18 protein-coding genes and 1 riboswitch are annotated in these 23,844 nt (G+C 64.3%); of the genes, 6 read left to right on the top strand and 12 right to left on the bottom strand.

Features of this window, described 5'->3' with window-relative positions; all coding sequences use genetic code 11:
* Positions 1–162: 162 nt before the first annotated feature.
* The 5 genes from DVDV_RS09670 to DVDV_RS09650 all read right to left on the bottom strand — a co-directional run bounded on the left by DVDV_RS09670 (position 163) and on the right by DVDV_RS09650 (position 5,861).
* Positions 163–705 (bottom strand): hypothetical protein, encoded by a 543-nt coding sequence (locus DVDV_RS09670; protein ID WP_075354472.1) that lies wholly within the window; start codon positions 703–705, stop codon positions 163–165.
* 77 nt (positions 706–782) lie between these two features.
* Complete coding sequence (locus tag DVDV_RS09665; protein WP_075354471.1) at positions 783–1,988, bottom strand: HD-GYP domain-containing protein; 1,206 nt, start codon at positions 1,986–1,988, stop codon at positions 783–785.
* Positions 1,989–2,074: 86 nt separating this feature from the next.
* Positions 2,075–3,142, bottom strand: a complete 1,068-nt coding sequence (locus tag DVDV_RS09660) for a LysM domain-containing protein (protein WP_075354470.1) — start codon at positions 3,140–3,142, stop codon at positions 2,075–2,077.
* Entirely contained in the window at positions 3,139–4,500 is a 1,362-nt protein-coding gene (locus tag DVDV_RS09655; protein WP_075354469.1) for a PP2C family protein-serine/threonine phosphatase, read from the bottom strand. The genes DVDV_RS09660 and DVDV_RS09655 overlap by 4 nt, the downstream gene beginning before the upstream one ends.
* Positions 4,501–4,580: 80 nt before the next feature.
* Complete coding sequence (locus tag DVDV_RS09650; RefSeq protein WP_075354468.1) at positions 4,581–5,861, bottom strand: hypothetical protein; 1,281 nt, start codon at positions 5,859–5,861, stop codon at positions 4,581–4,583.
* A 41-nt stretch (positions 5,862–5,902) separates the two neighbouring features.
* On the opposite strand from DVDV_RS09650, the gene DVDV_RS09645 reads away from it, so the two are divergent.
* Positions 5,903–6,220, top strand: coding sequence for a cysteine-rich small domain-containing protein (locus DVDV_RS09645; protein ID WP_254845333.1), 318 nt, complete (start codon positions 5,903–5,905; stop codon positions 6,218–6,220).
* 41 nt (positions 6,221–6,261) lie between these two features.
* Here the strand turns inward: DVDV_RS09645 and DVDV_RS09640 are convergent, their stop codons facing one another.
* The 7 genes from DVDV_RS09640 to aprB form a co-directional block, all read right to left on the bottom strand.
* Entirely contained in the window at positions 6,262–7,248 is a 987-nt protein-coding gene (locus tag DVDV_RS09640; protein WP_075354467.1) for a C1 family peptidase, read from the bottom strand.
* A gap of 306 nt (positions 7,249–7,554) precedes the next feature.
* Positions 7,555–8,241 carry a hypothetical protein gene (locus tag DVDV_RS09635; protein WP_075354466.1) on the bottom strand — a complete coding sequence of 229 codons (687 nt, stop codon included), beginning with the start codon at positions 8,239–8,241 and terminating at the stop codon, positions 7,555–7,557.
* Between the two features lie 12 nt (positions 8,242–8,253).
* Positions 8,254–9,453, bottom strand: a complete 1,200-nt coding sequence (qmoC, locus tag DVDV_RS09630; RefSeq protein ID WP_075354465.1) for a quinone-interacting membrane-bound oxidoreductase complex subunit QmoC — start codon at positions 9,451–9,453, stop codon at positions 8,254–8,256.
* 13 nt (positions 9,454–9,466) lie between these two features.
* On the bottom strand, positions 9,467–11,758 hold the full coding sequence (locus tag DVDV_RS09625; RefSeq protein ID WP_075354464.1) for a hydrogenase iron-sulfur subunit: 2,292 nt from the start codon (positions 11,756–11,758) through the stop codon (positions 9,467–9,469).
* Positions 11,759–11,763: 5 nt separating this feature from the next.
* A complete protein-coding gene (locus DVDV_RS09620; RefSeq protein WP_368482913.1) occupies positions 11,764–13,092 on the bottom strand; it encodes a CoB--CoM heterodisulfide reductase iron-sulfur subunit A family protein in 1,329 nt (442 codons plus the stop codon).
* Positions 13,093–13,162: 70 nt separating this feature from the next.
* Positions 13,163–15,163, bottom strand: coding sequence for an adenylyl-sulfate reductase subunit alpha (gene aprA, locus DVDV_RS09615; protein WP_075354462.1), 2,001 nt, complete (start codon positions 15,161–15,163; stop codon positions 13,163–13,165).
* Positions 15,164–15,211: 48 nt separating this feature from the next.
* A complete protein-coding gene (gene aprB / locus DVDV_RS09610) occupies positions 15,212–15,703 on the bottom strand; it encodes an adenylyl-sulfate reductase subunit beta (protein ID WP_075354461.1) in 492 nt (163 codons plus the stop codon).
* A 617-nt stretch (positions 15,704–16,320) separates the two neighbouring features.
* A riboswitch (cobalamin riboswitch) is annotated at positions 16,321–16,508 on the top strand.
* 181 nt (positions 16,509–16,689) lie between these two features.
* Between aprB and metE the strand changes: the two genes are divergently transcribed.
* The 5 genes from metE (at position 16,690) to aroA (ending at position 23,743) form a co-directional block, all read left to right on the top strand.
* Positions 16,690–19,011 carry a 5-methyltetrahydropteroyltriglutamate--homocysteine S-methyltransferase gene (metE, locus tag DVDV_RS09605; RefSeq protein ID WP_075354460.1) on the top strand — a complete coding sequence of 774 codons (2,322 nt, stop codon included), beginning with the start codon at positions 16,690–16,692 and terminating at the stop codon, positions 19,009–19,011.
* A gap of 233 nt (positions 19,012–19,244) precedes the next feature.
* Positions 19,245–20,042, top strand: a complete 798-nt coding sequence (locus DVDV_RS09600) for a 2-amino-3,7-dideoxy-D-threo-hept-6-ulosonate synthase (protein ID WP_075354459.1) — start codon at positions 19,245–19,247, stop codon at positions 20,040–20,042.
* Between the two features lie 3 nt (positions 20,043–20,045).
* Positions 20,046–21,020 carry a 3-dehydroquinate synthase II family protein gene (locus DVDV_RS09595; RefSeq protein WP_075354458.1) on the top strand — a complete coding sequence of 325 codons (975 nt, stop codon included), beginning with the start codon at positions 20,046–20,048 and terminating at the stop codon, positions 21,018–21,020.
* Position 21,021: 1 nt separating this feature from the next.
* A complete protein-coding gene (gene pheA / locus DVDV_RS09590) occupies positions 21,022–22,176 on the top strand; it encodes a prephenate dehydratase (protein ID WP_075354457.1) in 1,155 nt (384 codons plus the stop codon).
* A gap of 226 nt (positions 22,177–22,402) precedes the next feature.
* The gene (gene aroA, locus DVDV_RS09585) at positions 22,403–23,743 is read left to right on the top strand and encodes a 3-phosphoshikimate 1-carboxyvinyltransferase (protein ID WP_075354456.1); all 1,341 of its coding nucleotides are present in this window, start codon (positions 22,403–22,405) and stop codon (positions 23,741–23,743) included.
* The last annotated feature ends 101 nt before the right edge of the window (positions 23,744–23,844 follow it).

The raw sequence follows: 23,844 nt of genomic DNA, 5'->3' as shown, positions 1-23,844 counted from the left end.
CCGTCCCAGGCGACAGGAGGCCACGGCATGTTTTATTGTGAGCGCGTCCGGCAACGCACGCTGGCGCTTGTCTTGCCGGCATCCGCCACCACGGGGGAGCAACGGCGAAAGGGCCTGGAGCAACCGCTCCAGGCCCGTATCATGTCCCGTCTGCCGCCCGGATCAACCGAAATAGCTGGTGGAGGCCCCTTCCATGTAGCTGTAGTAGAAATCGCTGGTGGAGGCGGTGCTGCTCATCTGGGTGAGGTAGGCGGCATAGCCGTTGGCCCGAACCAGGGAGGCCGACTGGCTGGCGGTCATGGAAGCCAGCCTGGAGCTGCTGTCGGCCAGGGCGTTAAAGGCCTCGGTCAGGGCCGGCACATCGGCAAAGAGTTGCTCGATGGCCTCCTTGTCCGGGTGCTCGCCGGCCACTGTCACGATTCCGTCGGCCGTGCGGGTCAGGGTAATGGGCTGGCTGACGTCGATGCCCTGTTCCTCGAACTTGGCGGCCAGGGTCTTGGTGAACTGGGTCTGCAGGGCCTCGGTCTGGGCCTTGGCCTGCAGGGCCGGGCTGATATAGGCGCTGTCCAGGCTCAGGCCCGAGGCCGTGCCCGAAGCCGTGCTTGCCACGCTGGTGCGGGTATTTGACGACTTCGAGGACGTGTCGGTCCCCGAGCGCACGGTCATCTGCTGGCTGGTCTTGTCGTAGGTGGTGGTGATGTCCATGGCACGCTCCCGGGGCGGTCTCGCCCCGGGCATCTGATGCAACGAGCGTGCCGGGAAAAACCTTCCGCCGGCTGGCCTTAGTGGACGAGGTAGTCCATGGGATCGATGCCAAAGGCGGCCGGGTCCAGGGCCTCGGCAATGGCCCAAGGCCCGGCTGCTGCGGAAGCAGCGGGCAGGACCCGGGGCGGCACCGGGCGCATGGCCGCATCAAAGGCCAGGAGCAGTTCGGGGAAAAGCGGCCGGCCCGGATTGGATGTCCGGACAAAGGCGTATTCCCCGCTGCCCAGGCGCACGAAACTGCCCACCGGATAGGGGCCCATGAACTTGATGAAACACTCCACCAGCCCTGGTGGATAATCGCGATCCCGCATCCCGTAGAGCACCCCCAGGGCCCGGGTGGGCAGCATGGCGTTTTTGTACGCCCGCCGGCTGGTCAGGGCGTCGAACACGTCGGCCACGCCGATGATGCGCGCCCAGGCATGGACGTCCTCGCCGGCAAGACCGGCAGGATAGCCGGTGCCGCCCCATTTCTCATGGTGCTCGGCCACGCCGCGCAGCACCGCCTCAGGCAGTCCCCGACCTTCGAGCAGCTCCCGGCCAAGGCCGGGATGGGCTTTCACCTGATGAAATTCCCCGGGGGTCAGGCGGCCGGGCTTGTTGAGGATCACGTCCGCCACCCCGGTCTTGCCCAGGTCGTGGAACAATCCGGCCAGCCCCAACTCCTTGAGCCCCTGCGCCCCGATCCCAAGAGAGGTGCCAAAGGCCACGGACAGCACCGACACGTTGACCCCGTGGGTGAAGGTGTAGACGTCATGGCTGCGCAGTTTGCACAGGGCCAAAAGCGCGTCGGGATTGCGCACGGCGCTGGAAATCACCGCATCGACCAGGCTCACCGGCACGGCGAGATCCATTTCGCGGCAGGCCTTGGCATCGCCAAGGAACTCACGGGCAATGCACAGGCAGTCCCGGTACACCACCCGGGCCGTCTCCAACTCCTTGGCCAGGGGCACGGACGGAGCCTCGCGCCCGGCCGGCCCCCGGGCCAGCAGTTCGACCAGGGAGGGTTGCTGCGGCCCTGTCCCGATCCGGGTCCGGGCAAAATCGCCCCGCTCGGTGTCGATAAAAACTTCGGTATAGCCCCCGGCCTGGATCTCGCGCACTGCCCCCAGGCTTCGCACCTCGCCTTCCTGGCTGTACAGGTAGGGATGCTCCAGCCAGGACAGGCCGGAGTCCACCACGTACATGCCGGGCACCAGGGTCTTGATGTCAATTTTTTGCAGCATATCTGCTGGCTCCAGGACACGCCGACACGGAAAAAGCCGAAAGGTCCCCCTTCCGGCTTTCGTACTGCAACCGTTCCGGATGGCCGCTACTTGCGCTCGGTCACCGCGCTTTGTTCGCCGACAATGCGGAACGATCCGCCAGCAGGCCGCAGCATCAACGTAAACGTCGCCTGGCCCCGGGCAGACTTGTCCGCCCGTTTGACCGTATAATCCACCGGGACCGTCACCTTGAGGTTGCCGCCGGGCAGCGGCGTCACCGTGGCGGCGGCGGCCTTGTAGGTCCGCTCGGGCCAGCGATCAAAATAGGCGGTCTTGTCCTGGCGCACCACATCCGTCCCGATCCGGCCTTTCTTGTAATACTCCACGGACGTGTCGTAGAGGTCAACCAGGGCGGTTATATCGCCGGAACTGCTTTTGGCGAAATAGTCGGCCACAAAGACCGTCACCGCCGGCTGGACACTGCTGCCCGGGCCGGACGGAGCCGTGGCCGGGGCGGGAATCGTCAGCACCCGGCCGGCATCGATGCGGTCGGCATCCTTCATGCCGTTGGCCGCCATGAGCTCCTTGGAGGTGATGCCGAATTTCTTGGCAATGCGCGAGAGCGTGTCGCCCCGGGCCACGGTGTAGGTCTGGGGAGCCGCCGGCTGGGCCGGTTCGGCCGGGCCGGACTCGGCCACCACGGTCTCCACCACTTCGGCCACCGGGGCCGCAGCCTGGGGCGCGGCCGCACTCGGGCCGGCCGGCGGCAGGGTCGTTGCCGGAGCCGGCGTCGGGGCGGGGCCAGCCGCCGGGGCCTGCGCCGGGGCCGGTTCGGCCGCCTTGGCCGGGGCCGCCTTGTCCGGTTCAGCCGGGGGAGCCTTGGGAGCCACAGCCGGAGCCGGCGGCGGCGAAGCGGCGTCGAGCTTCTTGCCCGCATCCCGGGCCTGGCGCAGACGGGTGTATTCCTTGTCATCCAGGCTGCCGTTGGTGTCGGCATCGGCAGCCAGGAATTCATCCACGGTCAGATCCGGAAAGACCACGATCAATTCCTCGAAAATGATCTTTCCGTCTTTGTTGTAATCCACCTTGGGGAAGCCCTTGGCGTCCTCTTTCTCACAACCAGTCAGCAACAAACCGACCGCTAGGGCCGCTATCATGGCGTACGTCAACTTCATGCCGCCTCCGTATGTTTCGCGCCCGGCAGGGCCTTGATGACGACCAGGGTCACGTCGTCATGGTTGGGTTCGCCCTGGGTGAAGGCCGACAAATCGGCCAGCACCGCCCGGGCGATACTCCCGGCATCCCCGGCCGCAGCCCGGCGCAGGGCCTGGCGCAGACGGGTCTTGCCGTACATTTCGCCCTCCTGGCCGCGCGCTTCCCAGATGCCGTCCGTGCCCAGAGCCAAAACGGCTCCAGGCGGCAATCCTTGTACCACGTTTTCCTCATAGCGCCAGTCGGCCTCGATTCCAAGCGGGATACCCCGCCCGCCGAGTTCCTGAAATTCGCCGCTGGCCGGGTTGTACAGCAGGGCCGGATCATGGCCGGCCCGCACGTAGCGCAGTTCCCCGGCAGCCGGACACAGTTCCAGCAAAAACAGTGTGATAAACCGGCCGCTCGTGCCCATGTCCTCGGTGAGCAGCCGGTTGACGTCGCTGACGATTTCGCCCGGAGAGCCGGGCGAGAGCAGGCGTGAACGCAAAAACGCCCGGACGCTGGCCATCAAAAGGGCTGCCTGGATGCCGTGCCCGGTAACGTCGCCGACGGCCACCAGAAAAAGCCCTTCCCGGACGCAGCCCGGACGCATGAGATAATCGTAATAATCCCCGCCCGTGGCATCGCAGGGCAGGCTCACCCCGGCCACATCGAAGCCGGACAGGGCCGGCGCGTCCTTGGGCCAAAAGCCCTGCTGGACGCTGGCCGCCACTTCCATGTCGAAATCCATGCGCTGCTTGGCCAGGGCTTCGCCGTGCAGCCGGGCATTGACAATGGCCACGGCAGCCTGGGCTCCCAACAGCGAACAGGTCTCCAAATCGTCCGGGGTGAACTCCCCGCCGCCGACCTTGTTGATGCACTGGACCACGCCGACGATGCGTTCGCGGTAAATGAGCGGCACGCACAGCATGGAGCGCGTGCGATAGCCGGTCACCGTGTCCACGGCCCGGTTGAAGCGGGAGTCGGCGTAGGCGTCGGGCAAGAGCACGGCCTCGCCCCGGGCCGCCACCCAGCCGGCCACGCCTTCGCCCGGAGCCAGCCGGAAGCCTGATTGCAGCCGGTCGCAGGCCGGTCCCTGGGCCACGGTAAAAATGAGTTCGCCAAAGCCCGGCCCGGGTGTCTCATCGACCAGCAGCAGGCTTGCCGCCTCGGCCCCCAGGGCCTGGCGCGAGGTGGTCATGATGCGCTCGAGCACTTCGGACAGATCCAGGGATTCGGCCACCAGACGCGACAAGGCGAAACACCGCCTGAGGTTGTCGAGCTTCCTGGCCAGATGGGCGGCGTCGCCAGCGGCGTCGGGCGTGGAGGTGCCTTGCGTCATAAGCCCTCCCTACATCAAAACCCGGCCAGGGCAAAGCCTGCAGGCCCCGGGTTTTATCCGGAAAGGCAACCCGGGCCGGGCTAGACGGCCGGGCTGTCGAGCAGGGCAATGGCCGTGGTCTTTTCGTCCTTGAAGCGCGACTGGACAGCATCGCGGATGCGCTTGTTGTGGCGATAGAACTTCTGGCCACGAATCTTGTAGACTTCCTCGATGACCGCCTTGTCAAAATCCTGACCGGCCGGCATGGCGTCGGCCTTTTCGATGGCCTGGGTGAAAATGCGCTCGGCCCCGCCCGGTCCGTGCTGCACGGCCGTGCTCCACAAGACCTCGCGCAGGGCGTAGGAGCGGCGGGTGACGTCCACCCCGGTGGTCAGGACAATGGATTTGGCGGCCGGGGAATAATTGTTGCCGCGAATGAACTCGTGCTGCAAGGCCTCAAAGCGCTTGGAATCGGCGGCAGCGATGTCCTTCCAGACGGCCGGCATCCGTCCGGTCCGGCCGCCGGTGTCGGCCGATCCGGCCGCGCGCAGTTTCCCGGCGATATCCGGGGCCTTGTCGTCGAGAAAACGGATGAAATAGTCCATGGTGCCGGTCTTGGAAGCGATCTGGTACTGGCCGTAGGAGGTGCCGCCCCGGCTGTCATAGCCGATGTAGTCGACCTCGGAATTGGATTCGTACTGGGCCGAGAGCTGGCCGGCCTTGTGCTCCAGGGTGGAGGGCAGGACCTTGTGCGAGGTCGCGGCAACTTCCTTGGCTTTTTCCACCCGGGAAGTTTCGGCCAAAATGTTTTCCGCCCCGGCCGCCGCCAGCAGGAGCTCCTCTTCGCGCTTGGTAAACCCGGCTCGGCCCGAGGCCTGGCCCACCCGGCCGAGGTGGCCGAGATCGTCGGGATGGCGGGCATTGGGGCTGGCCGCCATGCGCACGGCCGACTTGTCAACGGCCCGACGCAGGCTGGATCCGCCGGCCGCTGCGTCGGCCTGGGGCGAGGACGCCCCGCTTTGGCCGCCTGCCTGCTCCATGGCCATGCGCGACAGGGTGGCCAGGGCGTTGCCCTGGAACTTGTCCAGAGCGCCTTCGCCGCCCGTCAAGCCCTTGGCGGTGGTCTGGTAGCCGAGCATGGACAGGGCGGCATCCTGGCCGCTTCCCTGGCCGGAAGACAACATCTCAAGACCATTGATCATCTGCTCTTTGGGGATGGTCAGCTTGCTCGACTTGCCGACTTCCGCGTTGATCCCGTAGCCGCTTTGCAGCATGATCTCAAAAAACTTGGGATCGAGCTTGGCCTTGGCCGATCCCGGTGTGGCCCCAGCGGCTTTCGTCAGGAAATCCTGGGGAGTAGAGGTGGTTGTCTGTATGGCCATTGCTTCATCCCGGTGTTTCGTTCTTGGCACGGACGCGAACCATGGGTTGCAAACCCCGTGCCGCCTTTCCCGGAGATGTCGTGGACAACAGCCACCGCTTTTTTCGTAACACCGCCTGTCGCTACTTTCCCTGCCACCCTGAGGCCGATGCAGCCGCGTTCAATTGCCTGTTCTGTTTTTGCCCCCTGTATTTTCTGGAGAATTGCGGCGGCGACAGCCTGACGCGCCACGGTGTCAAGGACTGCACCCCGTGCCTGCGGCCCCACCGCCCCGAAGGCTATGACCAGATTCTCGACCGATTGCGGGAAGAGGCCGGCAAACGCCGGCAGGAGGCAGAGGCAGCCCAGGCTCCAAAATGACAAAGGCCCCCCTGCCGGACAGGCGGGCCGACACCCGGCCGTCAGTTGCCAAGCAACAGCGAATTGGCCGCCGGGACAGACCCGGCGACAGGACCGGCGGCCCCGTCGTAAACATACACCCACTCGCCGAATCGGACCTCTGTCGAGGCCAGCTGCGAATAGGCGATCCAGAAATAGCCGCTTTCGCCCCAGTCCGTACCCCAGCTGTTTTTCACCAGGAACGCCGAGGTGCTGTCGTCCCAGCCCACGACCAGCACGAAATGGCCGCCCTTGTTTTCGCCGCTGACCTTGGCATAGACCCCACCGGTATAGGTATGGAGATCCGAATAAACCACCATTCTGGCGACTACCGGGCCCTTGGTATACACGGCCGTCTTGAGAAGGGTTGCCGTGGCCGGAAACGTCGCATTGGCATAGGACCAGGCCGTCACTGTAAACGGGGAATTCTGCCAATTGGCGCAGGCCGCACCACAGGTTCCGTCGGTGTTGGTATAGGGATAGCAAGTCTCTTTGGCCGTCCCGGTTGTTTTCAGATAGGTCGAAACCGTACTGGCGTAGCCGCCGGCGATGCAATCCCCAGCCCCGGAGCAGGCGAGCGGAATCTGCTCGGAAAGGTCGATATCGGAGCCAGGGCGCTCAAACGTCCGTAACAGCCGGGCTTCAAGTGCGGCCACCGGGGCGAACACAAAACAACTGGCGCAGGTCTGCTGGTTGCGCACCGGCGTCACGTAATTCTTCCCATTGACGTCACGCCAGCTGTAACTGGCCGGCAGCGCATCGGCCGGAACCGTATCCAGGCGCAAGACGGCCTCTTCCGGTACGGTTTCAGCCAGACCGCCGCAGAGGCGGTCCTGCTGTTCCGGGCTCATACGGGAGACAGACGTCTCCCCGGCCGTCCAGGAGACGCCGGCGGCCGTGATGGCCTGACGCACCGTGTCCAGTTCGCTTCCCCAGGCCAGGGTCGTTGCGAGGACCAACAGGCAAACGAGCCCACCAACCGCCAGACGCGAAGAGCTGTCAAGACGCATACGCCCTCCCTGCCAACCCCATTCAGGCAAGGTGCTTTCCTTGCCGTCTGATTTCCTGGGTACTGTATCTTTTGCCGCTGTGCCAGCCCCTGCCGGTGGTTCTCCGACTCTTTTTCCAGCAACCTCCCCTGCCCCGGAATTGGCCGCCCACCCGCAGGCTCCTGGCCCCTTTCTGGGCATCCGGGCCGATCCGTTGCAGCAGGAAACACAGGTTCGCGACAACCTGCCGCCGCATTCCCCGGCAGCGCCGGCATAAAAAAAGGGAGGCCCCGAAGGGCCTCCCTGAGAATCGACCGGAGTCGATTGCTACCACTTGTCGGTGGCAAAGGCGTCGGAGCCGAAGCCGAAATCCGAGGACGGCGTGCCGCCGACATCGGGTTCGCCGGATCCGCCAGCCGCATCGCCGGCCGCAGCCGCGCCGCCGCCGGAGACGGTGACAACGCCGTGCTTTTTGACATCTTCGATCAGCTTGAGCAGCTCGTCGACCTTGCCAATGTACTCGACAACCTTGGCCTCGGAAGCGACGATGACTTTCTCGCCGGCGTCCTTGGAGGAATCCTCCAGACGCTTGGCTTTGTCCTCGGCGGCCTTCATGCGGACTTCGACGTCCTTCAAGATGGCGGTCTTCTCGACCAGTTCCTTTTCAACCGTGGCGAGCTTGGCGGCCTGCTCGTCAATGGTCTTCTTGGAGTCGGTCAGCTTGGCGAAAATGGCATTGACCTCGGCCACGACGTCCGGGGGCAGCACAGCCACGGAGACGTTCTGGGCAGTGGCGCCCAGTTCGCCGGAGCTCATGCGGACCAGTTCCGGATGCTGCTCATAGATCCAGGCCTTGGCGAGAGCGGCGGCAAACGGCGCGAGTTCCGCGTCGATTTCCATGCCGGACATAAAACCGACCATCTCGGCCACGCCTTTCTTGTTGCCTTCCTTGTCGATCCCCTTGAGGTACGACACGAACGTATTCATGGGGAACACTTTGCGCGCTTCAGCCATGGTACCCTCCTATTAAATCATGAAAGTTTTGTCTTCTTCACGTTTGAGTGGGAGACGCCCAACCTGATGGGCGTAAACCAGCGCCGTCGTTCTGTAGACCAAGTGCCCAAGCTTGGACCAGGGCAGATAGGCGAACAGCATGAACACCGCAACGAGATGCAGATAATAGGTCGGATAGCCCAAAGAGGCCACACCGGCCAGACGGAAGATCTCCGCCCCAAGGCCCGTCAGAGCGACAACCCAGATGACGCCAAGGAGATACCAGTCGTAATACGACGACGTGGACTTGGCCGGGTCAACATTGATGCGGCGGCGGGTCAGCATGGTCAGGCCGTACAGCAGGGCGATGGCCCCGATGTTGGCCAGCAGCTTGACCGGACTCCACAGCGGCATGGGCGTGTGCCCAAGCGGTGCGATGAAGGGCACGATCAGGCCGCCCCAGTGGGAGACCGCCACGATGGACGTGACAATGGCCAGAGCCACGAAGCCGTAAAAGAGCGACAAGTGGCCCTTGAACCGCTCGGTGTTATTGTTACCGCAGTCGTTCCACTTCACGTGGGTGGCGACTTCGTCAAAAAGCACAGCCTTGAGGGATTCGAGCAAGGTCGGCTTCTTGATTTTCGCCCCGATCTGCAGGGTGGTGGGGATGGACTTGTCAAAGCTTGTCCACAACTTCATGACGCCCTTGTAAAAGGAGTACGCCACGAACAGGGCAACCAGACCGAAGATGGGGTCAATGGTGTAATCGCCCGGGAACAGCTTGCCGTAGATGATCTCGCCCTGGGGCAGGCCAAAGCCGGTGGTCATCAACCAGATGAGCAGGTAGAGAACCGCCGGAATGGCGATCAGCTTGGGCAGATGCTTGGGCGAAGCCATCCATTTGCCGATGACGGTCGGTTCGACCAGATCACGGTAGGTGATGTTGCGAATGGCCGAGATCAGATCGCCCGGCCGTGCGCCGCGGGGGCACAGGTCGGAGCACGTCTGGCAGTTGTGGCACAACCAGATGTCGATGTCGCCTTCGAAGCGGTCCTTGAGGCCCCACTGCGCCCAGACCATTTCCTTGCGGGGAAAGGGCGTCTCAGGGGGGGCCAAGGGACAGGCGACACTGCAGGTGGCGCACTGGTAGCACTTCTTGACTGCCTCGCCACCGGCCGCCTGCACGTCCTTGACGAACTGCAGATCGGGTTTGATACGCTGCTCGTATGCCATGGAGCCTTCCCTCCTAATAGCCTTTGAACGGGTTCGGCCCGATCTTGAGGACCATGTCCATGAACTGGTCGATCATGTCGGGAATCTTGTCGTATTCGTCAATGGCCACCTGATACTGCTCGACCCGCTCGGGCTCGACGCCAAGACGCTTGAGGGACTCGGCGATGTTTTCCTTGCGGCGGTTGCAGATTTCGGAGCCCTTGACAAAGTGACACTGGTAGTCGTCGCCGTATTTGCAACCGAGCATCATGACGCCGTCAACACCCTTACTCATGGCGTCGGCAACCCAGATGGCGTTGACCGAACCCAGGCAGCGAACCGGGATGATGCGAACGTAGGGGCTCCATTTCCGACCGCGAAGCGCAGCCATATCCAGGGCCGGATAGGCGTCGTTTTCGCAGGCCAGGATGAGCACGCGGGGGCCGCCTTCTTCGATTTTCGGCGGAATCTCGCACTCGCGGATCATGGAACCGATCATGTCGACGTTGTAGTTGTCAAAGGAGATGACGCGTTCCGGGCAGGCACCCATGCAGGTACCGCAACGGCGGCAACGCGTGGGATTGGGCTTGGGCGTTCCCTTTTCGTCGTCGTCGAGGGCTCCGAACGGACATTCCTCGGTGCAGCGTTTGCACTGGGTGCAGCGCACGAAGTTGAACACCGGGTAGGACAGGTCGCCCGAACGGGGATGCACTGCCACGCCCCGGCTGGCCGACTCGATGCACTGGATGGCCTTGAGCGCCGCACCGGCCGCATCGTCCCTGGCCTGGGCCATGGTCATGGGCTGGCGGACGCAACCGGCGGCGTAGATGCCGGTGCGCCGGGTCTCGTAGGGGAAGCAGATGTAGTTCGAATCGGCAAACCCGTCAAAGAGCTGCAGATCCGGGAAGGCCGGGCCCTGGCGATAGAGCAGGTTGATGGTCGGATCCAGGGCCGTGGCCGGCACCAGGCCGGTGGGCACGACCACCAGATCGGCAGCCAGGGTGATGTCGCCGCCAAGGAGGGTGTCCTTGGCCGCAACCACCAGGCCGATGCCTTCCTCGGCCACACCGGTGACGGTGCCCTTGGTCAGCATGATGCCCGGGTTGTCCTGGGCGGCGCGGTAGTAGCGCTCGTTGATGCCGGGGACCATCATGTTGTCATAGATGATCATGGCCACGGCGTCGTCGAGCTTTTCGCGCACGTAGTTGGCCTGCTTAAGGGCCACAAGGCTGGTCAATTCCGATGAGTAGGCCAGATGCTTGGGGGTCTTGATGGGGCTAAAGACCGGCTCGGCTGGCGTGTCCTCTTTCTTGTCGGCCGGCTTGGCTGCCTCGGCCGGGGCTTCCTCAACCGGAGCGGCCGGCTTGGCTTCCATAGCCTTGGTCACGTCGACGATGAAGGCCACGGTTCCCGGGGCCTTGCCGTCGCTGGGGCGCTTGATGGCGCCGGCCTTGACCATGGCTTCGAACTCGGCCGAGGTCACGACGTTTTTGAGCGTGCCGTAGCCGTAGGGGGCCAGGACGTCGCCGTCCATGGGGGTCCAGCCGGCGGCCAGCACCACGGAACCGATGGGCAGGGTCTCTTCCTTGCCGCTCGAAGCCAGGGTGGCTTCGTAGAGGCCGGGAGCGCCGGCCAGGAGCTTGAGCGTCGTGGACAGGCGGACCTTGATCTTGCTGTTGCCGTTAATCAGGCCGACCAGCCGGTCAAGGCCGGTGTCGGTGGCTTCCAGGTAGGGGTAGGCCAGCGGGAAGGTCTTGTACAGGCCGGCAGCCTTGCCGCCAAGGGCCGCTTCCTTTTCAACGAGAATCACTTCATAGCCGGCCCCGGCAGCAGACAGGGCGGCATTGATGCCGGTCCAGCCGCCGCCAAGCACCAGGATGGTCTTGTTGGTCTCGGGAACCTCGGGATTGGGCGTCCCCATCTTCTGGAGCTTGACCACGCCCATGCGCAGGTAGTCGCGCACCATGGAGTTCAGTTCGTCCGGAATGGGCTGTCCCGGGACCGGTGCCGAACCGTCGGGGTTCTTGTAGGCCAGGGTCACGAACTCGCGCAGGTTGACGCGGTCGACGAGGATCTTGTCGCCGAAGTCAAAGACTTCCCAGTCGACGCGGGGCGAGGTGCCGGCCAGCAGCACGGCGTCCAGGACGCCGGACTCGATGTCGGCCTTGATCATGGCCACGGCTTCGGGGCTGGACAGCCGTTTGGCTGATTTGACGATGGGGCAGGCCCCAGCGCATTTTTGCTTGACGTACGCAACCAACTCCTCGGCAGACAGAAGCGGGGCGACGCTGGATTCGTCGATATACACACCGATTTTTTCGGCCATCGCCGCTACCTCCCTCTCACCGAAGCGATTGCTTTCATGGCCGCGCCGGTGGCCGACTGGGCCGACTTCATCACGTCAAGGGGCGTGGCGGCGCAACCGGCGGCAAAAATGCCCTTTTCCTCGCCGCCCACAATAAAGCCCATTTCGTCAACGGGCACGTCCACAGGCAGGCGCTCGCCGGCAATGCTCGGCTGCATCCCCGTGGCCAGGACGACCAGATCAAAACGGTTGTCGGACTTGATGCCGGAGACGGCGTCTTCCACGGTCAGGATGACGTCGCCGGTGCCGGCGTCTTCGGCCACGGCAGCGACCTTGCCCTTGACCGTGTTGATGCGGTCGTCGTCAAGGATGCGCTTGGCGAAGTTGTCATAACGGCCCGGTGTGCGCAGATCGATGTAGTAGATGGTAACCCGGGCGTCGGGGAAAGCTTCCCGGACGTAGGCCGCCTGCTTCAGCGATGCCATGCAGCAGATATAGGAGCAGTAGTTCAGATGGTTTTCGTCGCGCGACCCGGCGCACTGGACAAAGGCCACGCTGCGCGGGGCTTTGCCGTCGGAGGGGCGCACGATCTGGCCATTGGTCGGACCGGTGGGCGAGGCCAGGCGCTCAAGCTGCATGTTGGTGACGCAGTTGGCGATGTCCCCGGCGCCGAGGTTGGTCAGCCGGGTCACGTCGTAGGGCTTCCAGCCGGTAGCATAGACAATGCTGCCGACCTTGAGGACGATCTCTTTGGGAGCGTCGTCAAGGTTGATGACGTCGGAACCGGACAAAAGCTCCAGGTCTTCCTTGGTGCAACGTTCCTTGTCCAGAACGTAGCGGTTGGGGAAGGCAAAGGGGACATCCATGTACAGGGCCTTGCGCGTGCCAAGCCCCAGTTCGAAGTCGCTTTGGGTGTCCTTGGAAAGCTTTTTGCAGGTCTCGGTGAGATCAACGCTGCCGGGTTCGACGTACCGGGGCTTGATCTTCACCGTGACTTCGTAGTCGCCGGCCTTGCCTGTGACCTTGGTCACTTCGGCCAGGGTGAAGAATTTGACTTTTTTATTGTTCTTGATGCGCTGGAACTGAATTTCCAGACCGCAGGACGGGGGGCACAGCTTGGGGAAATATTTATTGAGCTGCATCACCCGGCCGCCGAGAAAGGGGTTTTTCTCGACGATGTAGACTTCGTGGCCGACCTCCGCGGCTTCCAGCGCGGCGGTGATGCCGCTGAAGCCGCCGCCGACGACCAGTATCGCGTTGCTCGACATCGCAACCTCCCGGCAATGGTTAAGGCCAGCAAGAAAACGGCCTGATCCGCGAGGATAGACCGCTCCCGCCGCAGGCGTACAAGGCACGGTCCATCCGCCCGGGTAAGACCGTTAAAAAGCGGCCGCAGGCAGTTGCCTGCGGCCGCTCTGGTCATCCCTACTGAGCGTCGGGAATGATCTGGTAGTAGGTCTTCTTGAAGACCTTGGTTTCCTTGGTGGCCGGATCGTACTTGGAGTTGCAGAAGCACTTCCACTTGGTGTCGTCCAGGCCCAGGAAGTCGCCGCGGTAGTAGAAGCCCGGGTAACGGGTCTCTTCGCGGAACATGATGTGGGTCATGTGCAGACGAACGGTCCACAGGCGGTGGTACTGCTCCCAGCAACGCATCAGTTCGTGCAGGTCACGGGCGGCCAGCTTCTTGCTGTCCTCTTCCAGGTACTGCAGCAGCTGGAAGCCGGTGTCGAGCAGGGTCTTGGAGGTCGTGTACAGGGTGGCGCAGCCTCCGCCGTACTCGTCCGTGCACTTGACCAGACGCATCATGAAGTTATGCGGGCTGATGAAGTTCGGGTTGACAATCGGGTCGGTGGAAAGACCGACGTTGTCCTTGAAGGTGTGCCAGGGCTGGTAGATCTCTTTGGCCAGCTCGGCGGCGGTGACGGACAGGGTGGGCTTGAAGTCCTTGTGGTCGACAACCCAGCGGACCATCTGCTTGCCGCAGATACGGCCTTCAGCGTGGGAGCCGGAGGAGAACTTGTGGCCGGAAGCGCCGACGCCGTCAGCGCAGGTCCACAGGCCGTTGACCGTGGTCATACGGTTGTAGATCTTGCCGTTGTCAGCCTTGATCTTGTACTCTTCGGGAACCCAGGCTTCGTCCGGGCCGGAGACCCAGATGCCGCAGCAACCGGAGTGCGAACCAAGCAGGTACGGCTCGGTCGGCATGATCTCGGAGCCCTTCTTCTCGGGCTCGGTGTCGGTGCAGGCCCACAGGTTGGCCTGGCCGACGCACATGTCGAGGAAGTCTTCCCAAGCTTCAGCTTCGAGGTGCTTCTGCTGCTCGGCATTCAAGTTGGCGAAGGTGGCCTGGAGGGCGCCGGCGGTGTCCATGTAGATGGGGCCGCGGCCTTCGCGCATTTCACGAAGCATCATGTGGTTACGCAGGCAGGTCGGGATGATGTGACCCTTGGCGTAGCCGCGATCCTCGTAGGGCTTGAGCATGGCGCGGTTGGTGACGCAGTAGTCTTCACCCTTGGCGTTGGTGGCTTTGGCCTTAAACAGCAGGAACCACGCGCCGACCGGGCCGTAACCGTCTTTGAAACGGGCCGGGACGAAGCGGTTTTCCATCATGGTCATCTCAGCGCCGACCTGAGCGCACATGGTGTAGGTGGAGCCGGAGTTCCACACGGGGTACCAGGCGCGGCCCATGCCTTCACCAGTGGAGCGGGGACGGTACACGTTGACCGCGCCGCCGCAAGCCACCAGGATGGCGTTGGACTTGAAGACATAGACTTTGTTTTCGCGGGTCGAGAAGCCGACAGCACCGGCGATGCGGTTGGGCTGCTTGGCATCCAGGAGCAGCTTCACGATGAAGACGCGCTCCAGGTAGCGATCCTGGCCCAGGGCGTTCTTGGCAGCCTCGGCCACGATGCACTTGTAGGACTCACCGTTGATCATGATCTGCCAACGGCCGGAACGGACCGGCTTGGCGCCGGTGCGCAGGGAGACGCCGGCGGCCTTGGACTGGGCGCCGTCGAGGTTGTGGCCGTCATCACCCTTGGTCCAGCAGGGAAGGCCCCACTCTTCGAACAGGTGGACGGAATCATCGACGTGGCGGCCAAGGTCGAAGATCAGATCTTCGCGAACCAGACCCATGAGGTCGGTGCGGACCATGCGGACGTAGTCGTCGGCATTGTTGTCGCCAAGATAGGTGTTGATGGCAGACAGGCCCTGGGCAACGGCGCCGGAGCGCTCGAGGGAAGCCTTGTCAAGCAGCATGATGCTGATGTCGCCACCGACTTTGTCGGCCCAGCGAACGGCTTCGAAAGCCGCGCCGCAGCAGCCCATGCCGCCGCCGACAAAAAGGATGTCAACGTCTTTTTCAATCAGTTCCGGCTCGGCAAGGGCAACGCCTTTGGGCTCGTCCTTAACGGGAATGGTCGGCATAATATTGTTCCTCCGTGAGGTGGATGGCTAAGCGGTTGGCAACAAAAACTATTTGCAGAAGCCGTCGAGCCAGCACTGAACGGTGTCCGCGCCGGAAACGTCGAACTTCTTGCCCAGGGCTTCCTTCGGGGTAGCCAGCGAGGTCTCGGTGAAGAGCAACTCGCTTTCCAGGTCGCCCGGCTCGGGCTTGCCTTCGAAGGGCTTGATCGATCCTTCGGGGGTGGTGCGGATGGGGAACTTGAAGCGCTTGATGTTGCCGTTGCGGAACTTCACGGTCCACATGATGGAATCGGCAGAACGCATGGGGATCGAGGTGCCGCCCATGGGAGCGAAGTCAGCGTAGGGGCGGGCCGAGATGGCGCCCTGGGGGCAGATCTTCACGCAGGAATAACATTCCCAACAAGCCGAAGGCTCCTGATTGAAGGCCTTCATCTCCTGAGGATCCAGAATCATCAGGTCATTGGGGCAAATGTACATGCACGCGGTCTTCTCACCGCCTTTGCATCCGTCACACTTGCTCGGATCCACAAAGGTAGGCATAAGTAGTCCTCCAAACGTTTAGTTGTTGTACACCCAGCGCCCAATCCATTAAAGAGCTGAACGCCTTGGTGCGACAGGACATCCGCGCGCCGCTGCAGTGACAGTGCTTGCGCACCCTGCTCCGGCCTGTCCATGCGCCCTGGCGTCGCTTGGTGCCGATATTGTGAGTACGTTCCGAATGCCCGGGACGTTTGCCCTGCCCGCCTTGCAGCGAGGCAAGCCACCAATATTCTTGCTGTTCCTGAATGACCGGCGGATAGCTTGTGAGCAAATTAACAAGCGCCGCAAGCCCCGTCAAGATCAAAGTTCTTTTTTTCACGTCCGCCCGAAAACCGGCAAGACCCCCCCGAAAGCCCGGCAAAAAGGCTCCCTCGTTTCCCGCGGTCGGTAGTGGGTTCACCGTCCAAGCTAGCAGACCGCCACACCCCTCGCAAGACCTTTTCCCCGTTTACCCCGCTTCCTCAAGCCACCTCCCTGCTTCTTGTGACTTTTTTGACGCTGCCCGGCCCGGCCCGGGCAAAAGGTCCGCAACCCGACCCCACCGGCCCCCTCCCGGGGAAGCCCACCCAGCCCTCCCCGCAGCCGCCTTGACGCAGACAACCTCCCCGACTATATTTTTCCGGCTACTTGACTCAAGGACCTTTCGAGAAACGGAAGACGGTGGGAATCCGTCGCAGTCGCGCTGCTGTATTCGGGGTCAGCCGGCCATCGTCCACTGGGGTTTCCCGGGAAGGACGCGGCCACAGGCCACGGTCTAACGACCAGCCCCGTAAGCCAGAAGACGCCTCGAAAACGGTCGGCATTCGGGCCTCGCGACATGGGCCGGAGTACCAGCGACGGGAACCGCTTTGGCGCGTCCTTCCGTGCTGCACCCGCGCCCGTTCCCCACCTTGGGAACGGGTCTTCTTTTTTCGCGCTCCCACCCCGATCCCGGGGCATGTCGACCTCCGCACCAAACGCCTTCGGGCATTTTAGGAGGATGGTACATGCTTACCCATTCCCTGGGCTTTCCCCGCATGGGGCCGGCCCGCGAACTCAAGACCGCGCTGGAAGGCTTTTTTGCCGGCAGCGTCTCCCCAGGCGAGCTCCACCGCACCGCCCAAGCCCTGCGCCTTGCCCACTGGGCCGTCCAGCGCGACGCAGGCATCGACCTCGTGCCGGTGGGCGATTTCTCGCTCTACGACCACATGCTCGACGCCGCCGTGCTCTTTGGCGTGGTGCCCCGGCGCTACGGCCAGACCGGCGGGCCGGTGGACCTCGATCGTTACTGCCGCATGGCCCGGGGCGGCCAGGACGCCCGGGGCGACGTCACGGCCCTTGAGATGACCAAGTGGTTTGACACCAACTACCACTACCTCGTCCCGGAATTTGAGCCCGACCAGACCTTTGCCCTGGCCGGCGACGCCATCCTCCGGCAGGCGGCCGAGGCCCGCACGGCCGGCTTTGCGGCCAAGGCCGTGCTGCCAGGTCCCGCCACCTTCCTGCTGCTTGGCTCCTGCGCCGGCGAACCCTTTGACCGGCTGACCCTGCTGCCCCGGCTCCTGCCGGCCTACTGCGACCTGCTGGCCCGGCTGGCCGAAACCTGTCCCTGGATCGAACTCGACGAGCCGGTCCTGTGCCAGGATCTGCCGGCCGATCTGCTCGCCCCCTTCCGCCGGACCTATGCCGCCCTGGCCGAGGCGGCCGGCCCGGCCAGACTGATGCTGGCCGCGCCCTTTGGCAGCATCGCCCACAATCTGGCCTTTACCCGGGACCTGCCCCTGGCCGCCCTGCATGTCGATCTGGTGCGCGACCCCACCCAGCTTGCCCTGGTGGCCAAGTCCCTGGCCCCGGACACCGCCCTGTCCCTGGGGCTGGTCGACGGCCGCAACATCTGGCGGGTGGACGCTGCCGCCGCCCTGGCCCGCATCGGGCTGGCCGCCAGCCATCTCGGGGCCGACCGGCTCATGCTCGCCCCGTCGTGCTCCCTGCTCCACTGTCCGGTCAATCTCGACGCCGAGACCGAACTTGACCCGGAAATCAAGTCGTGGATGGCCGTTGCCGTGCAGAAATGCCGCGAGGTGCGCCTGTTGGCCGACGCCGCCGCCCCGGGCGGCGCTGACCGTCCGGACGTGGCCGAGGCCCTGGCCGCCAACCGGGCCGCCTGGGAGTCGCGCCGCAAAAGCCCCCGGCTGGCCAACCCGGCCGTGCGCAGCCGCGTGGCCGACATCACCGTGGACATGTTCCACCGTCCGGCCCCCTATGCCGTCCGGGCCGGACAACAGCGGGCCGCTTTGGGTCTGCCCCTGCTGCCGACCACCACCATCGGCTCCTTCCCCCAGACCCCGGAAATCCGCCAGACCAGACGCCGCTTTCGCCAGGGGCAACTCGACGCCAGAGCCTACGACGCTTTTGTAAAGGCCGGCGTGGCCGACGCCATCGCCCGGCAGGAGGCGCTCGGGCTTGACGTGCTGGTCCACGGCGAACCGGAACGCAACGACATGGTGGAGTTTTTCGGGGAGATGCTCGACGGATTCTGCTTCACCCGAAACGGCTGGGTGCAAAGCTACGGCACGCGCTGCGTCAAGCCGCCGGTGATTTACGGCGACGTGTCCCGCCCCGGCCCCATGACCGTTGCCCTGGCCGTTTACGCCCAGTCACTCACGCCCAAACCGGTCAAGGGGATGCTGACCGGCCCGTCCACCATCCTGGCCTGGAGCTTTGTGCGCGACGACCAGCCGCGGGAAGTGACCCGCCGCCAGATCGCCCTGGCCATCCGCGACGAGGTGGCCGACCTCGAAGCCGCCGGCATCCGGGCCATCCAGATCGACGAACCGGGCCTGCGCGAGGGGCTGCCGCTTCGCCGGCGCGACTGGGAGGCCGCCCTGGCCCTGGCCGTGGATGATTTTCGCCTAAGCGCCGCCGTGGCCAAGGCCGAAACCCAAATCCATACCCACATGTGCTATGCCGATTTCGGCGACATCGTCCCGGCCATTGCCGCCATGGACGCCGACGTCTTGAGCATCGAGGCCAGCCGCAGCCGCATGGAGCCGCTTACCGCCTTTGCCCGGGACGGCTATCCCAACGAAATCGGTCCGGGGCTCTATGACATCCACAGCCCGCGCGTGCCCTCGGTGGCCGAGATGGCCGACCTGCTGACGCGGGCCGCTGCCGTCATCGACCCGACGCGCCTGTGGGCCAACCCGGACTGCGGGCTCAAAACCCGCACCTGGGACGAGGTGACCGCCGCCCTGGCCAATCTGGTCGAAGCGGCCCGGCAGGTGCGGGCCGGATTGCCGGCCCAAACCGGATGCAAAAAAACCGCTTGACAGGACAGGACGCGGACAAGTACCCGTATTGCCCATGCAAACCCTCCGTAATCTGACCTCCGGGTTCTACTTTTGGTTCTGGTTTAGCCACGCCCGTGGTCTGGGGGGGGTGCGGTCGAACTAGTCAACCGCAACGAGCCACTCCAGGGCCGCGGGCATCAAGCCGGCGGCCCTTTTTTATTATCATGTCGCCGGCGTCCGCAGCCGGGAGGGCCAAACCACAGGAGATCGCCATGCTGCTTGGAAAAGCCGTCCGCCTCGAACGCATTTTCAATCGCAACACCCATCGCGCCATCATCGTCCCCATGGACCATGGCGTGACTGTCGGCCCCATATCCGGGTTGATCGACATGCGCGACGCCGTCAACCAGGTGGCCGAAGGCGGCGCCAACGCCGTGCTCATGCACAAGGGCCTGCCCCGCTGTTCCCATCGCGGCCGCGGCCGCGACGTGGGCCTCATCATCCACCTGTCCGCCTCCACCAGCCTCTCGCCCTACCCCAACGCCAAGACCCTGGTCGGCACCGTCGAGGACGCCATCAAGCTCGGAGCCGATGCCGTGTCGCTGCACGTCAACCTCGGCGATGAGACCGAGCGCGACATGCTGGCCCACCTCGGCGAAACCACTTCCCGGGCGGCCGAATGGGGTATGCCGGTCCTGGCCATGGTCTACGCCCGAGGCCCCAAGGTCAAAAACGAGTACGACGCCGAAGTGGTGGCCCACTGCGCCCGGGTCGGCACGGAACTCGGGGCCGATGTGGTCAAGGTGCCCTACACCGGCGACATCGAATCCTTCTCCCGGGTGACCGATGCCTGCTGCATCCCGGTGGTCATTGCCGGCGGCGCCAAAATGGACAACGACCGCGATCTGCTGCAAATGGCCCACGATTCCATCCAGGCCGGCGGTTCGGGTCTGTCCATTGGCCGCAACATCTTCCAGCACGCCCAGCCGGCCCGCATGGTCCAGGCCCTGCACGGCATCGTCCACCTCGATTGGGAAGTGGATCAGGCCCTCGAACTTCTGAAGGATTAGGTCATGACCAAGGAAATATGGCTCAAGGTCGTTCCCTTCGACAAAAATATCGTCACCCTTGGCCTCGAATCCGGCGTGGACGGCTTCGTGGCCGAGGCAGCCGATGCCGACAGCATTCTGGCCCTGGGGCGCACCAAGGTGATGACGCCCGAGGAGTTCGAGCTGATCCCCATCTGCTGCAAGGACGACGAGGGAACGGCCATCGAATCGCTCAACGCGTGTCGGCCGACCTTCCTGGCCAAGGGTTGGGAGATCATTCCGGTGGAAAACATCCTGGCCTGCACCGAGGGCCTGGGGCTTGAGTGCGAAAGCCTGGACCGGGCGCGGCTGGCCGCCGGGGTCCTGGAGCGCGGGGCGGACAAGCTGCTCATCACCCCCGAAGCCGTGTGCGACCTCAAAACCATCGTCAACGAACTGAAACTCTCCCAGGGCACCATGGACCTCGCCACGGCCACCATCACCAAAATTGAACACGCAGGCCTTGGCCACCGGGTCTGCGTGGACACGACAAGCATCTTAAAGACCGGCGAGGGGATGCTCGTCGGCAATTCCTCGGCCTTCACCTTCCTGGTCAATGCCGAGACCGAGTCCAACCCCTACGTCGCGGCCCGGCCCTTTCGCATCAATGCCGGCGCGGTCCACGCCTACTGCCAGATGCCCGGCGACAAGACCCGCTATCTGGAAGAACTGGCCTCGGGTTCGGAAGTGCTCATCGTCTCGCACACCGGTGCCACCAAGACCGCCGTGGTCGGCCGGGTCAAAACCGAAATCCGGCCCATGCTGCTTATAACCGCCGAGGTCGCGGGCAAGGAAGGCAAGGTCTTCCTGCAAAACGCCGAGACCATCCGCGTGGTCACCCCCGAAGGCAAACCCGTCAGTGTCGTGACCCTGGCCGTTGGCGACCGGGTGCTGGTTGCCACCGACGTGGCCGGCCGCCACTTCGGCATGCGCATCGCCGAAGACATCAAGGAAGGATGATATGAACCCGGACAGCCCCGACACCATCGCGCCCCCGGGTTCCCTGGAAGAAGCCCTGCTGGAAATCCGCCACGGCATCGACTCCCTGGACAACGACATCCTGGCCTTGCTCAACAAACGCGCCGCCCTGAGCCTGGAGGTGGGGCGGCGCAAGGACGGCTGCGACAGCGCCATCTTCAAACCCTTCCGCGAACAGGAAGTCCTGGCCCGCCTCGTCGGAGCCAACCCCGGGCCCCTGCCCGCCGGCCATCTGCTGAGCATCTACCGCGAGATTTTATCCTCCTCCCGCCGGCTCCAGCGCCCCGAACGGGTGGGCTATCTCGGCCCCGAAGGCACGTTCTCCCACTTCGCCGCCATGGCCGCCCTGGGCCATTCCCCGGATTTCCTGCCCCAGACCACCATCGGCGACGTGTTTGCCGCCGTGGCCGGCAAGCAGGCCGACCTTGGCGTCGTGCCCCTGGAAAATTCGCTGCAAGGCACCATCGGCCAGAGCCTGGACAACTTCCAGCGCTACAACGTATTTATCCAGGCCGAAATCACCTGCCGCGTGAGCCACGCCCTGCTCTCCACGGCCACGAGCATCGAGACTATCGACACCGTCTACTCGCACCCCCAGCCCCTGGCCCAGTGCGCCGCCTGGCTCAAGACCCATCTGCCCAAGGCGAAGATCATCCCGACCGACTCCACGGCCGCGGCCGCAACCCGGCTGGCCGCCGAACCCAACGCCGCTTCCATCGGCCACCTGCGCCTGGCCGCCATGCACAACCTCAATGTCCTGGCCAGCCCCATCGAGGACCTGCCCGACAACTGGACGCGCTTTTTCATCATCGGCCCCGAAGACACCAAGCAGCAGACGCGCGACAAGACCTCGATCCTTTTCACCGTGCCCAACAAGCCCGGCGCGCTCTTTCAGGTGCTGTCGCATCTGGCCGGCGAAGGCATCAACCTGACCAAGCTCGAATCGCGGCCCATCCGGGGCGAAAAATGGCAGTACGTCTTTTTCGCCGACCTGCAATGCGACCTGACCCGCGAGGAATACAAGAAACTGCTGGCGACGCTGACCGAAAACACCCACAGTCTGCGTATCCTCGGCTGCTACCCGGCCGGCCCCCAGGTGGATCTGGCCGACGGCGTGACCGGGAAGACGGAAGAGTAAGAGAGAAGCGTAAGAAGAAGAGAAGAAATCCGGGGGGATCATCCCCCCGGACCCCCTGGATGGGAAAAATTTATGAAGGGGTTCATGCGAAAGGACGGATCACGCAGAGCGAACTTCGAAAGATTGAAGAGAGGACAAATCCAATAGAGGGTTTCCAAAGGGGTAGACCCCTTTGGCCGCCGGAGGCTCTCCCCCTGACCCGTATCGCCTAACCCACGAGGACCATATGCCGACCATTACCGCGCCGCCTTCAAAATCCGTGTCCCACCGGGCCGTCATCGCTGCCGCCCTGGCCGCCGGCACCAGCCGCGTCACCGGCCTGCTCGACAGCCAGGACATCCACCGCACCCGGGAGTGCATGGCCGCCATGGGCGCGGACATCCATCCCCAAAGCGACGGCTCCATCATCGTTTCCGGCACTGCCGGCCATCCCCAGGGCGGCGATCCCGAAACCGATGACGCCGTCATCCTCGACGTCGGCGAATCCGGCACCACCTGCCGCCTGCTGACGGCCGTCGCCGCCGCCGGCAAGGGCCTGTTTGAAATGCGCGGCCACGGCCGGATGCACGACCGGCCCATCGGCGAACTCATAAACGCCCTGCTCCCCCAGGGCCTGGAAGCCCTGTACCTGGCCAAATCCGGCTGCCCGCCCATGATGCTCGTCGGACGGGGCCTCACCGGCGGCACCACCCACATCAGCCTGGAAGACAGCTCCCAATACCTCTCCGGCCTGCTCCTGGCCGCACCGCTGGCCGCTGCACCGCTGACCATTGAAATTTCCGGCACCAAAACCGTGTCCTGGCCCTACGTCGCCATCACCCTCTCGACGCTTGACGATTTTTCCGTGCCCTTTGCCGTGGAAACCCGCACCGCCGACGGCTGGGCCGCCACGGACTGGCGCACCCTCACCGACGTCGTGCCCGGCCAGATCCGCTTCGTCATGCAGCCCGCCCGCTACCAGCCGCGCACCTATGCCGTGGAAGCCGACTGGTCGAGCGCGTCGTATTTCCTGGCCGCCGGGGCCATCGGCTCCGCCCCGGTCACCGTGGCCGGCCTGCGCCTGGATTCGCTGCAAGGCGACCGGGCCATCCGCGACATCCTGGCCCAGATGGGCGCGCGCATCGAAGCTTCCGAGGCCGGCCTCACCGTCCACCCGAGCGATCTGACCGGCCAGGAACTGGACATGGGCCGCTGCCCGGACCTCGTGCCCACCGTGGCCGCCGTCGCCTGCTTCGCCTCAGGCGAAACCGTCATCCGAAACGTGGCCCACCTGCGCCTCAAGGAATCAGATCGCATCGAGGCCGTGGCCGAAAACTGCACCCGGGCCGGCGCGGTCGTCACCACCCTGGCCGACGGGATGCGCATCCGGCCCCGGCCGCTTCGCACCGACCAGCGCGTGGAATTCTCCGCCTTCGACGACCACCGCCTGGCCATGTCCGCCGCCCTGTTCGAACTGGCCGGCATCGACGTGGTCCTGGATAACCCGGCCTGCGTCGCCAAATCGTTCCCGACCTTTTGGGAAAAATGGGAAGCCATTCGCCAAGCGAATGCAGAAGTCGAAGATTAGAGGAAGGCGAAAAGGCAGAATCGGGGCGCTGCCCCGAACCCCGCCGGGGGGATGATCCCCCCGGCCCCCCCCCGACAGGGGGGAGGTGGTTGGCATTGGGT

Origin of the sequence: Desulfovibrio sp. DV (assembly GCF_001936595.1) — a bacterium.
Taxonomy (GTDB): domain Bacteria; phylum Desulfobacterota; class Desulfovibrionia; order Desulfovibrionales; family Desulfovibrionaceae; genus Solidesulfovibrio.
Note: the sequence above shows the minus strand (reverse complement) of the source record. Positions and strands in the feature narration are given on the sequence as shown.